Below are 13255 nucleotides of genomic sequence, written 5' to 3'. Positions count from 1 at the left end.
TCCTGTCGACCGAAAGACGGGGCGAGCGACGCCGTCCGGGGTAGCCCCGACGATGGCCGCCCCCGCCCGTCCCGCTGCCACGCCCCGCCCGCACAAGCCGTGGGCGCCGAAGCACGTCCGCGTCACCCGTGCCGCGCAGGAGCACGCCCACGCCGACGAGATCGTCCGGCGCTGCGAGGCCCTCGGGTGCGACGACATCGAACTGCTCAAGGTCGACCGCATCACCGGCGTGAAGGGCGAGACCGAACGCGAGACGTACGCGCGGGCGAAGGCGACGCTCGCCGTCGTCGTGAGCCCGGACTCGGCGCGGAAGCTGGACCCGATCCCGCCGTCGGCGGACTGGCGCGTGGACCTCGCGCGCGGGTGCCCGGCGCACTGCCAGTACTGCTACCTCGCCGGGTCGCTGAGCGGCCCGCCGATCACCCGCGTCTACGCCGACCTCGACCGCATCCTCGCCAACCTCGACGCCTACGTCGGGCAGGGGCACGTGACCTCGACGTCGCAGGCCCGCGCCCACGAGGGCACGACCTTCGAGGCCTCCTGCTACACCGACCCGCTCGGCATCGAGCCGGCGACCGGTTCGTTGGCCGCGGCGATCGCGTACGTCGGGACCCACTCGTTCCCGGGTCCCGTCCAACTGCGCGCGACGACGAAGTTCGCGGACGTCGACCCGCTGCTCGACCTCCCCCACCACGGGCGCACGCGCCTGCGCTTCTCGCTCTCGCCGTGGCCGCGCTACGAGGGCGGCACCGACCCCGTCGGCGCGCGCGTCGCCGCACTCGGGACGCTGGCGTCGGCCGGCTGGCCGGTCGGGGTCACGCTGGCGCCGATCATTCCCGACGGCGGGTGGGAGGTCGCCTACGCGTCGCTCCTGGAGGACGTCGCGGCGGCCGTGCCGGCGGATGCGGATCTGACGATCGAGTGCATCACGCACCGGTTCACGCCGGGCAGCCGCGAGACGCTCGAGACCTGGTACCCGGCGTCGAAGCTGGAGATGGACCCCGAGCAGCGCAAGGAGAAGCGCGGCAAGTTCGGGTCGGTCAAGCACGTCTATCCGAACGACGTCATGGACCACCTGCGCTCGACGATCACCGATCAGATCGAGGAGCAGCTGCCGCAGGCCCGGGTCCTGTACTGGACCTGACAGTCTGCGTCGTATGTCGACCGTCTGGCCGGTCCTGCACTACGACGACACCGAGGCGGCGCTGCGCTTCCTGGTCGACGTCGTCGGGTTCGCCGAATCCGTGGTCGTGCGTGACGAGGTGGACGACGTGGTCCACGCCGAACTGGCCTGGCCCGGCGGCGGGACGGTGCTGTTGGGCGGGACGAAGCACGTCGGGGGCGCGCACAGCGGTCTGAAGGCGGGCGCGCTCTACCTGGTCACCGACGACGTCGACGCCGTGCACGACCGGTTGGTGGCCGCTTCCGCCGACGTCGTGATGGCACCGCACGAGACGTCGTTCGCCGCCGGCGGCCCGACCCGTGCGTGCTCCGCGAGGGACACGGAGGGCAACCTGCTGACGTTCGGCACCTATCGCGGCGGGACGCCCGCGAAGATCTGAACCTCTGTGGTGGCGCGCCCGAGGAGAACGGCGACTCGCCCCAGAGGTTCGGATCTTCATCGTGAGGGCGGCGCGTGGACGACGAACGGGCCGCCCGTCACGGTCTTCCGTGACGAACGGCCCGCTCGTGGGTCCGACTACTTCGCGCAGGTGACCGAGGCGTTGGGGCCCTTGGCCGAGTTCTGCGCGACCTGGACGCCGTCCTCGCGGATGGTGCAGGTGATCGTGTCGGAGCGACCGGGGTTGTCGAGGTCCGGGCTGAGGGTGGCCGTCATGTTCGGGCCCATGAGACCGGAGACCTGGGCGTCGGCGCTCCACGGCGCGGCCGCGTCGGCGACGGAGGCCATCGCGAGGTCGTCGTTCTGCGACTGGCTGTAGGTGACGGTCACGTTCGACTTCTTGGCCGTCGTGACCTCGTAGGTGACCTGGTGCACGGCTGCGCTCTGCTGCGCCACCGAATTGACGCTCCCGACGAAGACGGCGGTGTAGAGAATGCACATGAGCAGGGCGACGACGCCCAGGACGAGGCCGGCGATCGACTTCCCGCGCCCGCTGCGCGCCTTGCCGGACTTGATGAGGCCGACGAGCGAGAGCACCAGTCCGATCGGCGCGAGCACCCACGAGACGGTGCCGACGAACGGGATGAAGGACAGCACCGCGGCGATGATCCCGACGACGAGACCGGCGGTCGCGAGGCCGTTGGCCTGCGGCGGGAGCTGAGGGGTCGGCGGATGCGGCGGCACGAAGGCCTGCGGCTGCGGCGCCGGGACCTGCTGCTGCGGCCCGGCGACGCGCTGCACCGGGACCTGCGGGCGAGCGACCGGGGTGACCGCCTGCGGAATGCGGATCGGCGTCGTCAGCGCGTCGTCGAACGGCGAGTCCGCCGTCTGCCCGACGTTCCGACCGTGCCGCGATCCTGCGATTCCCTGCGTCATTTCCGTGCCCCCGATGTCCGCGCCGTTGTTGTCCCCCTTCTCGAGAATGACCTCCGCGTTGTTACCGCGCAGCGACCGATCCGTGATCTGTCACCCTCTCGAGCTACATCGCCCGGAGGTGCGGAGCCCACGGAGTCGAGACGGCTCGTCTCCCACGACGTCGAGGACCTCCGATGTCTCGGGGCGAACTCGCACCACCGGAGAGCAGACGTGAACTAGGCTCTTAGCTAACCGAGGAGGTGGGATGACTGCCGACCATGGCGCGCAGGCGTTCAACATCCACGAGGCGAAGACGAACCTCTCCCGCATCATCGAGCGGGTCGAGCGAGGCGAGGAGGTCGTCATCAGCCGCGCGGGGACACCGGTGGCAAAGGTCGTTCCACTCGAACCGCGTGCACGGCGGACCGCCCGCGGCTCATTGGCCGGTCGGATCGACCTCACCGGCGACTGGGACTCCGCCGAGACCAACGAGGCCATCGCTCGCGACTTCGGCCTCGCACCCTGAAGCGGTGGGCCTCCTCCTCGACACCCACGTCCTGCTCTGGTGGCTCGCCGACGCACCAGAGCTCTCGGACGACCTGAAGGAGCGACTCGATCTCGACCCCGACGTCCACGTCAGCGCCGTGACCGTCTGGGAGATCAGCCTCAAGCAGGCCCTCGGCAAGCTCACGGGTCCGTCCGACCTCCCGGAGATCGTCGAGCGAGCCGGTTTCCGCCCCCTTCCCGTCACGTCCAGGCACGGCATCGCCGCGGGTCGACTCCCACTCTTGCACCGCGATCCGTTCGATCGCATGTTGGTCGCTCAGGCGCTCAGCGAGGGCCTGACGCTGGCGACCCGTGACCACGATGTCCAGCGCTACGACGTCGACCTCCTCCGCCTCTGATCGGCATCTGGGAACGTGACCCCATGCCCACCCCCCGCACCGCCTTCCCGCAGGTCGAGGAGCACGAGGCCACCGGTGCTCTCGCCGAGGCCTACACGAGCATGCGCGGGACCCTCCGCGTGCCGTGGGTGATGTTCGCGGCGCGGTGCATGGCCCGCTTCGGCGACTACGTGCCCGCCGCGTGGGAGGCGGCACGACCGGTGTTCGGCACCGTCGGCCTGGAGCGCGCGTCCGACGAGATCCGGGCACTGGCCGCCCTGCCCGAACCACCGCCCCGCGTCGAGGTCCCCGACGACGTCCGCGCCGCCGTCCGCGCCCTGCACTACGGCAACGCCAAGTACCTCTTGCTGATCACCGCCTGGTCGGAGGGCCTGCACGGCCGGTCCTCGGGCGGTCACGACGACGGGTCCTGGGACACGACCGCGCTCCCCGGCGGCGCGCCCGCCGACATGCCCGAACTGACCCTCGTCGACCCCCGCACCGCCGGCGATGACGTCCTGACCCTGCTCGACCGGATCGTCGACGACCACCTCCACCACGGCCCGGCCAGCGACTTCCGGGTCCTCGCCGCCTGGCCCGAGCACCTCGCCGCCCTGCACCATCAGGTCCTGGCGCCCGTCGTCCGGACCGTCGACTACGACCTGCGAGCCCGCGATCTGCTCCACCGCGCCCGCGCGATCGTCGGAGCGTTCCCGACGCCGGCCGGCCTCTCCCCCGCGCAGGCCGGCGAGGTCGTCGACGACACCCAGCGCGCCGCACTGGTCGCGATGCTGTCGATGTTCCAGCGCTTCATCCTCGACGTCACGATGGACACGACCCGGCTCGCGCAGGCCCTCGACGGGCCCGAGGAGGGACTCCGCAGCCCCTACCCGACGACGTCCGGAAAGTTGTAGTCACTCGAACTTTCGTGTAGCACTAGCGCCGTGGCCGGGTTGCGGGAGCGCAAGAAGGCCGAGACGCGGCAGCGCATCGCCGATGTCGCGGCGCACCTGTTCGCGACGCAGGGGTTCGACGCCGTCGCGATGACCGACGTCGCCCGCGCGGCCGACGTCTCCGAGCAGACCGTCTACAACTACTTCCCGGCGAAGCAGGACCTCGCCCTCGACCGCGCCGACGCCATCCGACAGCGCCTCCACGACCTCGTCGTCGACCGGCCCAGGGGCACCAGCCCGGCGGTCGCGCTGCAGGTCGTGGTGTTCGAGGACATCGCGCGGGCCCGGACGGACGACCTGGCCGAGCAGCGCGGGCAGTTCTTCGCTCTGTGTGCCGGCAGCCCGGTGGTCCGGCGCTTCGGGCTGGAGGTCCGCGACGGCCAGGTCGGCGCACTCCGCGACGCCCTCGCCGTCACCGACCCGTCGTTGCACCCGGGCCTGGCCCACGTCCACGCGTCGGCGCTCGTCGCGATCCTCCAGTTCGTCGGGGACGCCATCGGGGCCGCGGTCCTCCGTGACACCCGTCCCGCCGCCGACCTCGAGGACACCGCCCGCGTCGCGATCGCCGACCTCGACGCCCACTTCCACCAGCTCGTGCACCGAGAGGCCCACCCATGACACGCGTCCTCATCAGCGGAGCCAGCATCGCCGGCCCCACCCTCGGCCTCTGGCTCGCGCGGTACGGGTTCGAGGTGACGATCGTCGAGCAGGCGCCGGCCGTCCGACCCGGCGGGCAGGCCGTCGACTTCAAGGGCGAGACCCACCTGACGGTGCTGCGTCGGATGGGCCTTCTCGACGACGTCGAGCGGCTCGCCACCGGCGGTGGCGGCGACGGCCGGATCGTCGACGCCGAGGGCCGGACCCTCGGCATCACCCCGGCGGCCTTCAGCGGCGGCGACATCGAGGTCCGCCGGGGCGATCTCGCGCAGCTGCTCGTCGAGCGCACGTCCGCGACCTGCCGCTACGTCTTCGACGACAGCATCACCGCGCTGCACGAGACGCCCGACGGGGTCGACGTGACGTTCCGCCGCTCGCCGTCGCAGACCTTCGACCTCGTCGTCGGCGCCGACGGCATCCACTCCACGGTCCGCCGTCTCGCGTTCGGCCCGGAGTCGGACTACGTGACCCACCTCGGCCACTACTACGCCCTGCTCGAGGTCGGTGGTGAGCTGGTCGCGGGCGACGAGATGTACAACGAGCCCGGCCGCATGGCCGCGACCGGCGGACCCAAGGCACCGGCCTTCTTCGTCTTCCGGTCCGACCCGCTCGGCGTCGAACGCGGCGACGTCGAGGCGCAGAAGCAGGCGCTGCGCGACGCCTACTGCGGTGCTGCGTGGAAGGTCCCGCAGCTGCTCGAGGCCCTCCCCGACGCGCAAGGCTTCCACCTCGACTCCATCAGCCGGGTGCACGTCGACCGGTACTCCCGCGGGCGGGTCGTGCTCGTCGGCGACGCCGCCTACGGCAACGCGCTCGGCGGCTTCGGCACCGGCCTCGCCGTCGTGGGCGCCTACGTCCTCGCGGGGGAGCTCATGACGGCGGGTGGCGATGTTGCGGCCGCGTTCGCGGCGTACGACCGCACGTTCCGCGGCTACGCGAAGGTCGCGGCCAAGGTGAACGCCGGCGCGCTGTTGGCGCCGTCGACCCGCCCGCGCATCTGGCTGCGGAACAAGCTCTTCTCGGTCGCGCCGCTGTTCAGCCGCGTCATGGCACTGATGGACCGCTTCGCGACCGACATCGAACTGGAGGACTACCCCTCGACGGCGTCGACCAGCACCGTGTAGAGCCGCGCGACCTTGCCGTCGGCGACCAGGCTCATGTCCACGCCCCGCACCACGGGCTCACCGTCGGGCGGCCCGAACCCCCACGGCGCGTGGATGAGGTCGTCGAGCACGTGCGCCTCGCCGACCGGGGTGAACACGAACCCCGGCGCGGAGTCGAGCAGGCCCTGCACCTTCTCGCTGAGCGGCGCGTGCCCGCGGAGCGATCCCTCGACGTCGGTGAAGACGATGTCGTCGGCGTAGACCTCGGCCATCACCTGCAGCCGGGCCTCCGGGTCGCGTTCGTTGAACACGCGCAGGGTGGCGTGGACGAGGTTCTCCATGTCGGGCACGGCTGGCTCCTTCTCGACGGCGGGGACGGACTCGTCCCAACGCCGGGCGCCCGCGGGATGATCCCGACCTCACGCAGGTGCCGGACCCGCCGTCGGGAACAGCGTCAGCCGCGCAGCGGCACCGTCGCACCGGGCGTCGCGCCGGCGTAGGAGTCGACGATCTTGTTGAGCTCGCTCTGGTAGTAGAGCGACACCAGACCGAAGGCGAAGCAGAGGAGCAGGCCGATCCCCGCGCTGCACGAGGGCCGGAGGCCGGCGGCGCGCTGGGCGTCGGCGATGCGGTTCCCGGTGTTGTAGAGCGACACGAACGGCGCCACGATCGTCCAGCTGAGGAACAGCAGGACCAGCATCGGGCCGGCGACCGGGACGACCCGGCGGCGGTCGAACTCGGCCATCTCGCGGTGGATCTTGTAGTACCAGACGTAGGTGTAGATGCCGAAGGTGATCAGCGGCAGGCCCAGCCACACGCCGACCGGGTTGCGCCGCTTCATCGCGAGGCCCGTGGGCAGCTGCTGCGGAGGCCCGCCGACCGGGCGCACCGCGGGCTGCCGGTACTGCGCCGGGATGTGCAGCTTGTCCGTGACCTCCGAGGAGGCGGCCGGCTGCGGCGACCAGGCCGTCATGGTCCGGGCCTGACCCCGCGGCGGCGTCGCGTGCCGACCACCGCTCGTCGGGCGGGGCGTGGAATCAGGCGCAACGGTCATTCGTGGGTCCCCCGACGGTCTAGGTCAGTGTCCGGCCCCCTCGCGGGTCGGACCTGCCCGGACTGTCGTGCCGTCGGAGCCGCTCGTTATGCGGCGATCGGGTGTCGCGTCTGGGCCGTCGGGAGGGTCCGACTCGAGGACCGGTTCGCCGTGTCGCGCTGCCGCGATCGCCGACGACCTCGATCGGAACTTCGGTGGCGACACGCCGACGATCCGCGGCGCGTCGCCACCGAAATCGCGATCTTGGCCCGGCGGCCGTCTACGCCCTGCTGTCGACTTCGTGAGCGACACGCGCAAGCGCTGCTGCAACACGCTCACGAACTACCGCACACAGTCCGAGCGGCCACGCTGAGCAGCGCAACCACGACCCGGCGTCGGGAAGAAGCACGTGGAGCCGGCGCGGGGAATCGAACCCCGGACCTTTCGCTTACAAGTTGCCCTTGGACCGTCTCGACAGGGCTGCTGCACGCCCCTGACCAGCGCGTTCTTCTCCGACGGACTCTGACGAACGCTGCTGGACGGAGCCCGGCTGGTGCAGTGCTGGTGCAGTGCATCAGCACGGCTCGGAGGTCAGCGGGTGTGCGGCGTCCAACGCTGTCCGTCGTACCAGCGGGTCGTCCCGTTGCCGTCGTCGTACCAGCCGGCCGGGATCGAGTCCGGGACGTAGGGCGGCGGGGCCTGCGGCGCGATCTGCTGCGGTTCCGGCCAACTCTGCTGCTGCTGGCCGCCAGCCAGTATGTGCGCGTTCGCCTGCGATTCGACGTGGTGGACGCGATCCTGAGCAAGCTGCCGCCGCTGCTGGTCCAACATCATCATGTTCTGGACGACGGTGACCCGGGTGGCGTTCCGCGTCTGACGGGCGTACTTGGCTGCGGCCTCCTGCGCCTCGATGGCCTCGCGGGTCGCATCGCGGGTGTCACGGGTGTACTTCGCGGTCCGTTCCTTGTCGGAGCGGAAGTCGACCAGCCCGAGCGTGCTGATGCTGGTCATCTTGCGCATGAGACCCATGAGGTACCTCCGTCTCGGTGCGCCGCCCCCGCAGCGCGTCTGGAACTTGGATCGACCCCCCTTGCACTGTCGTTACCGGGTCTTGATCCAATAGAGACTGGCTTCGGGGTCTCTCCCTCGGCGGCGCGTGGTCGCCTCGGACGGACCGCTCGTGCAGGGGCAAGGGCCACTTTGATGCCTCTGCCGCCGGCTATCTCGCGAACCGTGGCCCTTGCGGCTGTGCGGGCGGGCTGTCAGACCCAGGAAGCGCCGACGTGGGTGAGACACCGTCCCGCACGCCACCACCTTTCCGCTACCTCGAGTTCGAGCCGTCCGGGCTCTCCTGAGGTCGGTGCCTTGGGTCCAGGGGCGGAGCGCCCTGGCCGCCGGAGGCGCGACGGCAGGGCTCTGTCACTGAGGTGGTGGTCCGACTGCGAGGTTGCGGTGCGCGGAGATCACGGTGGCGAGGGCGTGTGCGCTGTCCGCGACCGTGTCGTTGCGGCGACCGGATACCTGTTCCACGGCGCCGTCGAGGAGTTCGGCGACGCGGGCGAGGTCGTAGAGGACGCCGCTGGCCCATTCCTGCGGGTCATTGCCGGGAGGGCACAGGTCTCGGCCGTGCTGGGCAACGTGCAGCAGTTCCTCGACGGCGCGGCGGGCAGGGTTCGTTCCGTCTTCAATCGACATCGCAGCCGTTTGTACGGGTTCTTCCGTTGCTCCGCGAGTCCGTCCGTCGATCGCTCAGCGGTCTTGTCGTCGTCACCCCTCGTCGCCTACTGGCAGCTCTGATCGTTCGGGCTGCCTGACACGGCAGTCCATCTGCGCGCTCCGTACCGCAGGCCTTGTGGGCCCTGTGGCGATTCCGCGCGCCTTGGTCACGGTCTTCAGCTCGCCGGTCGGCCCCTCCAGCTTCGAGGAGCCCTCCTGTGTCGCACTCCCTCTCTGGTCTGTCCGCTGCTCGCGCGTCGTGGTCGCGCCTGCCTGATCCGTGGCGCTCGTACTCGCCCGGCCACCCCGCTTCCGCCGCCCGCGCTGTGGCGGCCGTGGGAGGCGTGGCCGGCCAGCTGGCGCGGGCCGGAGGCAGGAGCGCCGGCGAGGCCGTGGCCGCGTCCGACCCGGCCGCACCGCCGGCCGCCGGGGGCGGCCGGCCTGGGCTTGTTCTATGTGCCATATCGGGCCGCACCACCTCCGAGCAGCACGAAGAGCACGTCCCGGACACGGTCGCTGGGCTGTGGTCGCCGTCGTTTCCCTCGCCCGAGCTCGTCGACGCTGCCGCCTCAATGTTCCCCGCGATCCGCGAAGAGCCCGGGACGCTCGCGGAGGGCCCGCGCTGGGAGTTGACGGTGGGGCCGGGCATCTTCGCGGTGGCGTGCCGGGACTGGTCGCGCCGGGAGCGCACCGAGGAGCGGGCGCGGTCGGCGCGGGTGAAGGACGTGGACGCCGCGGTGGCCGCGTTCGTCGCCACCGGGGAGTGGCCGGAACGTCCGACGCCTCGGACGGCGATCACGTCCTGGTCGCGGAAGTCCCGGGCGAACATGGTGCGCCGTCTGTGCGAGCTGGACTACACCCCGCTCTACGAGGGCGGGCGGCTTCCGGCGATGGTGACGCTGACCTACCCCGGCGACTGGCTCACCTCGGTCCCGACGGGCGCGGTGCTCAAGCGGCACATGAAGGCGCTGCGCAAGCGCTACGCCCGCGCATGGGGCGAGGAGTGGGCCTGCGTGTGGAAGCTGGAGTTCCAGCGCCGGGGCGCCCCGCACGTCCACCTGCTCTGCACCCCGCCGCACGGGACCGCTCGAACGACCGGGCAGCGATTCGCGGTGTGGCTCTCCGCCGCGTGGGCGGACGTCGTCGCCCACCCCGACCCAGAGCAGCGCCGCCGCCACGAGCTGGCCGGAACCGCCCTCGACTACGCCGACGGCCTGCGCGCCACCGACCCGCGCCGGGTCGCGGCCTACTTCACCAAGCACGGCCTCATGGCGGCCAAGGAGTACCAGCACGACGTCCCACCGCAGTGGGCTGAGCCTGCCACCGGACCTGGCCGGTTCTGGGGCGTCTGGACGCTCCAGCGCGCGGTACGCACCGTGCAGGTGACCGCCGAAGATGGCCTTCGCGCCGGGCGCGTCGCCCGACGCTGGGCTCGAGCCCAGGGACGGGTGCAGACGCGCTGGGTGCAGCGCGTACGAAAGAGCACCGGACGCGTCTCTCACCGCCGCTCACGCTCCCGAGTGCGCTTAATGACTAACGGCAACCGCGGATGGGTTGCCATAAATGACGCCCCGAGCTTCGTCGTCAAGTTGAGTCAGCCGGATCATTCACGACCCGGTGAGCAAACTGACTACTGCGCCCGCCGCGCCACCTAAGAGCGTAGAGAGTGAGATCACTGCGATCTCAAACTCCTTCTTCCGAGTGGACTCCAAGGAGTCGACCGTCTCCCGCGCCGCCCTCAACTCGGCCGCGTTGGATTCGTTACGCGCGACCGAAAGCTCGCGATGAAGAAGTGGGGCCTCCTCATCTCCTTCAGACAGCTCGCCTATGAGGCTCGAGGCAAACGACCTTCCCTGAGCTTCCGATTTCTCGGCTTCGATCACTCGCAGGAGAACCGACCTCGTCCTCAGCCCACCGGCGAAAGTACGCTTCAGAGCTGGCCACGGGCCACGTCGCTGATACTGCTCAATCAGATCGTCCGTTAGCGCCGAAACTATGAACACCTGATCTCGATGGATATCTGCACGCTCCGACAGAGAGTAGTAGAGTGAGAGCTCCCGCGTAAGGTGGTAGAGGGCCAGACTAAACGCGAGTGAGACTCGATCACCTCCCTCTGGCGCCACAAAGGACGAAGGCAACGCTAGCGAGTAACGGAGTGGCCCACGACCACGGCTTCGACGGTAGATTAGCTCTCTGTATTGCCCCTCTGTATCATCAGGAAGTTCTGCCTCACTGGGATAGATAGAGAAATCGGCATGGAAAGGGCTCGGGCCGACGGACACCAGAAAGAGCTCGTGCGCATGAGCAAGCTCGCGCTGCAGAAACTCCCTCACGATCATCACTGCGTGCGACTGCAAGATCGATGACTCGTCATCGGCGCAGCGCGCGACGACCACCGGCCCGTGGTCCTCGTAATTAATCATGACAGCAAAGCGAGTGCCTCCGAAGTGAAGATCGAACGGATTGAGCTCTTTCTGAATTCGTTCTGGAATATTGACAGTAAATAGGATCTGGACCTTCGCTGGCTGAAAAACTGTTATCGGTTCAATCGTCTCGCCATCGAGTCCTGACGCTCTCACGTAAGTTGCCGGCACTGTAATTTCGAGGAATGTATCGACGGTCGGTACTTGTAGATCGGAAATAGCAGCAATTTTGCCTAGGGCTGACCCAACATTCTTAGACCACTCAGTGGGAGACGCTTCGAGGTCACGAGGCACCAAGATGAATCGTCCTACACCAAAATGAACAGCTTTCCTGTTCACTTATTTCCCCTTTGTTTCAAGCAGCACTAATAAGGACGAATGGGGACGATCAGCCGAACAGATCGGCGTCCAACTCCTCATACTCTTGCGTGCCCGGCTGAATTAGTGGGGCTAGCGTGTCCCGCATCCAAGCGAATTTTGTGCCCTGTTGGGTCAAACCCAAGCCAGTCGTCATTCGAGTGAAGAGTTCGCCCGATACACTTTTCACATCGTCGCCGCTTCCGACGCCATCCTCAACTCTTTTAACCAACAGGGCATCTCGTAGCTCGATAATTGAGTCTGCGATTTCCGAATGCCCTACGTTCGCGCAATAGGCCCTAATGACCCCGTCACCGAAGAGATAGTTCTCCAGGTCCCTACGGCGAAGGACGCGAACCCCGTCCTGTCGGTACTCCTCCCTTTGCTTCTCGCTCCTATCGTCGCGATCGATCACGCGAAGGACCTGAGTTGCCCGAGAGATGATCGGCGTTGTTTCCGTCAGATGGAGCGTATCGTCCTCAACATCGGCGGAGCCTCCAACGCTCATGAAGACCACATCGGGCTTAACTGACGAGAAGATGTTCTCGTAGCACCTCGCATCGAACGAAACGTTGGCGCGTCGGGTAGCCCCGTCTGTCCACCCAGGCTTGCCCTCTACCAGTACAAGCGTGCGCGGCGCGACGAGATCAGCAATCTCATCCAGTGCAACGCTGAGCGTCCTCTGCCAAAAGGCTCGATCGACTTTCGCTGGCTTTAGGACCTGACCCACTTGAGCTGGATTGAAGCTCTCGAAATCAAGAAAGGCGACGTCACCAAGTTGTTCAGCTCTCTCTCGAGCCTTCTTCATCATGCCAATGCTGTGTGACGCGATCCATAATTGACAGTTTGCAGGTAGAAGTCGCATCAACTCGACCAATAGAGCCCCTTGAACACGAGTGTTCAGGTGCAGTTCAGGCTCGTCGATGCAGTAAATAGTGTCATCGTAGCCCCTCTTCTTTACCGCCATGTCGAGTAGGAGGTCGAACGCAGCTCGCTCCCCCCCGGACAGATTCTTATAGTGCCATCTACGGCTCTCGTTCTTCGAGAAGTAGAATGATCCGCCGCCCAACGGGTCTGAGATGTTCTCCACCTCCAGTTCTCCGAAGATGTTCCTCATCGAATCTGTTATGTCCGCAAGGAGTGCGCGGCGAATATCCTCCGTTGTTTGAACCTTAGACGCGTCGAATAGCTCCCGGACAGCTTCCTCGATAATTCGATTGTAATTCTGACTGACAGCAGCGTCAGTTTCGGACATTCGACTGAATCTGGGGTCAGAGACGAGAGCCCCCATGCGAGGAACCCCGCCTGCAGAGCTGAAGTCCGCCTCAATGCGATACGCCGTTCTGAAGTAGAACGCTTTCTTAACCCGTTCCACGTCAGTAGCAACGTCTCCTTCGTAAAACTCGACGTTGGCCTGATCAGGACCAGTCACGGGAAGCGCCCCGGAACCGACTCGAACGAAGTAGTCTGGGTCCCAGTTCATCCCGTACCATCGACCTTGCCAGGCTCGGAAACCCTCAAATACGGTGCTCTTCCCGAGTCCGTTGGGACCCGCCAAGACGACCAGTCTGACGTCCGATGAAAGTCCGTCGATTGCGAGGTCTCGAAACCTACGGAAGTTGTCAAACTTCGCGCCTTTGACGTGCACCCAGG

General features: G+C 67.8%; 15 protein-coding genes. 8 read left to right on the top strand and 7 right to left on the bottom strand.

Features of this window, described 5'->3' with window-relative positions; all coding sequences use genetic code 11:
• Window positions 1-52 precede the first annotated feature (52 nt).
• Both BJ983_RS26415 and BJ983_RS26410 read left to right on the top strand, forming a co-directional pair.
• Window positions 53-1144, top strand: a complete 1092-nt coding sequence (locus tag BJ983_RS26415; protein WP_179796543.1) for an SPL family radical SAM protein — start codon at window positions 53-55, stop codon at window positions 1142-1144.
• Between the two features lie 13 nt (window positions 1145-1157).
• Window positions 1158-1562 carry a VOC family protein gene (locus tag BJ983_RS26410; RefSeq protein ID WP_179796542.1) on the top strand — a complete coding sequence of 135 codons (405 nt, stop codon included), beginning with the start codon at window positions 1158-1160 and terminating at the stop codon, window positions 1560-1562.
• A gap of 137 nt (window positions 1563-1699) precedes the next feature.
• Here the strand turns inward: BJ983_RS26410 and BJ983_RS26405 are convergent, their stop codons facing one another.
• The gene (locus BJ983_RS26405; protein WP_179796541.1) at window positions 1700-2497 is read right to left on the bottom strand and encodes a DUF4190 domain-containing protein; all 798 of its coding nucleotides are present in this window, start codon (window positions 2495-2497) and stop codon (window positions 1700-1702) included.
• A gap of 244 nt (window positions 2498-2741) precedes the next feature.
• On the opposite strand from BJ983_RS26405, the gene BJ983_RS26400 reads away from it, so the two are divergent.
• From BJ983_RS26400 to BJ983_RS26380, 5 genes are read left to right on the top strand one after another with little or no spacing between them, the layout of a single operon-like run.
• On the top strand, window positions 2742-3002 hold the full coding sequence (locus BJ983_RS26400; protein ID WP_179796540.1) for a type II toxin-antitoxin system Phd/YefM family antitoxin: 261 nt from the start codon (window positions 2742-2744) through the stop codon (window positions 3000-3002).
• Window positions 3003-3006: 4 nt separating this feature from the next.
• Window positions 3007-3381, top strand: a complete 375-nt coding sequence (locus BJ983_RS26395) for a PIN domain-containing protein (RefSeq protein WP_179796539.1) — start codon at window positions 3007-3009, stop codon at window positions 3379-3381.
• Window positions 3382-3404: 23 nt separating this feature from the next.
• A complete protein-coding gene (locus BJ983_RS26390) occupies window positions 3405-4274 on the top strand; it encodes a hypothetical protein (protein ID WP_179796538.1) in 870 nt (289 codons plus the stop codon).
• Between the two features lie 30 nt (window positions 4275-4304).
• Entirely contained in the window at window positions 4305-4931 is a 627-nt protein-coding gene (locus BJ983_RS26385; RefSeq protein WP_179796537.1) for a TetR family transcriptional regulator, read from the top strand.
• Window positions 4928-6094, top strand: coding sequence for an FAD-dependent monooxygenase (locus BJ983_RS26380; protein WP_179796536.1), 1167 nt, complete (start codon window positions 4928-4930; stop codon window positions 6092-6094). Before BJ983_RS26385 ends, BJ983_RS26380 begins: the two co-directional genes overlap by 4 nt.
• On the opposite strand, the gene BJ983_RS26375 is transcribed toward BJ983_RS26380, so the two are convergent.
• The 4 genes from BJ983_RS26375 to BJ983_RS26360 all read right to left on the bottom strand — a co-directional run bounded on the left by BJ983_RS26375 (window position 6061) and on the right by BJ983_RS26360 (window position 8801).
• Window positions 6061-6414 carry a nuclear transport factor 2 family protein gene (locus BJ983_RS26375; RefSeq protein ID WP_218891599.1) on the bottom strand — a complete coding sequence of 118 codons (354 nt, stop codon included), beginning with the start codon at window positions 6412-6414 and terminating at the stop codon, window positions 6061-6063. The genes BJ983_RS26380 and BJ983_RS26375 overlap by 34 nt on opposite strands.
• A gap of 113 nt (window positions 6415-6527) precedes the next feature.
• On the bottom strand, window positions 6528-7046 hold the full coding sequence (locus BJ983_RS26370; protein ID WP_179796534.1) for a DUF4234 domain-containing protein: 519 nt from the start codon (window positions 7044-7046) through the stop codon (window positions 6528-6530).
• 651 nt (window positions 7047-7697) lie between these two features.
• Window positions 7698-8135, bottom strand: a complete 438-nt coding sequence (locus BJ983_RS26365; protein WP_179796533.1) for a DUF2510 domain-containing protein — start codon at window positions 8133-8135, stop codon at window positions 7698-7700.
• A 390-nt stretch (window positions 8136-8525) separates the two neighbouring features.
• On the bottom strand, window positions 8526-8801 hold the full coding sequence (locus BJ983_RS26360; protein WP_179796532.1) for a hypothetical protein: 276 nt from the start codon (window positions 8799-8801) through the stop codon (window positions 8526-8528).
• A gap of 593 nt (window positions 8802-9394) precedes the next feature.
• Between BJ983_RS26360 and BJ983_RS26355 the strand changes: the two genes are divergently transcribed.
• Window positions 9395-10477 carry a rolling circle replication-associated protein gene (locus BJ983_RS26355; protein WP_179796531.1) on the top strand — a complete coding sequence of 361 codons (1083 nt, stop codon included), beginning with the start codon at window positions 9395-9397 and terminating at the stop codon, window positions 10475-10477.
• Here the strand turns inward: BJ983_RS26355 and BJ983_RS26350 are convergent.
• Window positions 10430-11539: a hypothetical protein gene (locus BJ983_RS26350; protein ID WP_179796530.1), complete on the bottom strand. Its 1110-nt coding sequence runs from the start codon at window positions 11537-11539 to the stop codon at window positions 10430-10432. The genes BJ983_RS26355 and BJ983_RS26350 overlap by 48 nt on opposite strands.
• Before the next feature lie 94 nt (window positions 11540-11633).
• Complete coding sequence (locus BJ983_RS26345; RefSeq protein WP_484456040.1) at window positions 11634-13250, bottom strand: AAA family ATPase; 1617 nt, start codon at window positions 13248-13250, stop codon at window positions 11634-11636.
• Between the last annotated feature and the right edge of the window lie 5 nt (window positions 13251-13255).

This window comes from Actinomycetospora corticicola, from assembly GCF_013409505.1.
Classification (GTDB): Bacteria; Actinomycetota; Actinomycetes; order Mycobacteriales; family Pseudonocardiaceae; genus Actinomycetospora; species Actinomycetospora corticicola.
The sequence above is the reverse complement of the archived record's forward strand: the minus strand, read 5'-3'. Positions and strand labels throughout refer to the sequence as shown.

Bases quoted from the DNA above. Each gene is read 5' to 3' on its own strand.
- BJ983_RS26415 (WP_179796543.1), top strand. From the start codon at position 53: ATGGCCGCCCCCGCCCGTCCCGCTGCCACGCCCCGCCCGCACAAGCCG.
- BJ983_RS26410 (WP_179796542.1), top strand. From the start codon at position 1,158: ATGTCGACCGTCTGGCCGGTCCTGCACTACGACGACACCGAGGCGGCG.
- BJ983_RS26405 (WP_179796541.1), bottom strand. From the start codon at position 2,497: ATGACGCAGGGAATCGCAGGATCGCGGCACGGTCGGAACGTCGGGCAG.
- BJ983_RS26400 (WP_179796540.1), top strand. From the start codon at position 2,742: ATGACTGCCGACCATGGCGCGCAGGCGTTCAACATCCACGAGGCGAAG.
- BJ983_RS26390 (WP_179796538.1), top strand. From the start codon at position 3,405: ATGCCCACCCCCCGCACCGCCTTCCCGCAGGTCGAGGAGCACGAGGCC.
- BJ983_RS26380 (WP_179796536.1), top strand. From the start codon at position 4,928: ATGACACGCGTCCTCATCAGCGGAGCCAGCATCGCCGGCCCCACCCTC.
- BJ983_RS26375 (WP_218891599.1), bottom strand. From the start codon at position 6,414: ATGGAGAACCTCGTCCACGCCACCCTGCGCGTGTTCAACGAACGCGAC.
- BJ983_RS26370 (WP_179796534.1), bottom strand. From the start codon at position 7,046: ATGACGGCCTGGTCGCCGCAGCCGGCCGCCTCCTCGGAGGTCACGGAC.
- BJ983_RS26365 (WP_179796533.1), bottom strand. From the start codon at position 8,135: ATGGGTCTCATGCGCAAGATGACCAGCATCAGCACGCTCGGGCTGGTC.
- BJ983_RS26360 (WP_179796532.1), bottom strand. From the start codon at position 8,801: ATGTCGATTGAAGACGGAACGAACCCTGCCCGCCGCGCCGTCGAGGAA.
- BJ983_RS26355 (WP_179796531.1), top strand. From the start codon at position 9,395: ATGTTCCCCGCGATCCGCGAAGAGCCCGGGACGCTCGCGGAGGGCCCG.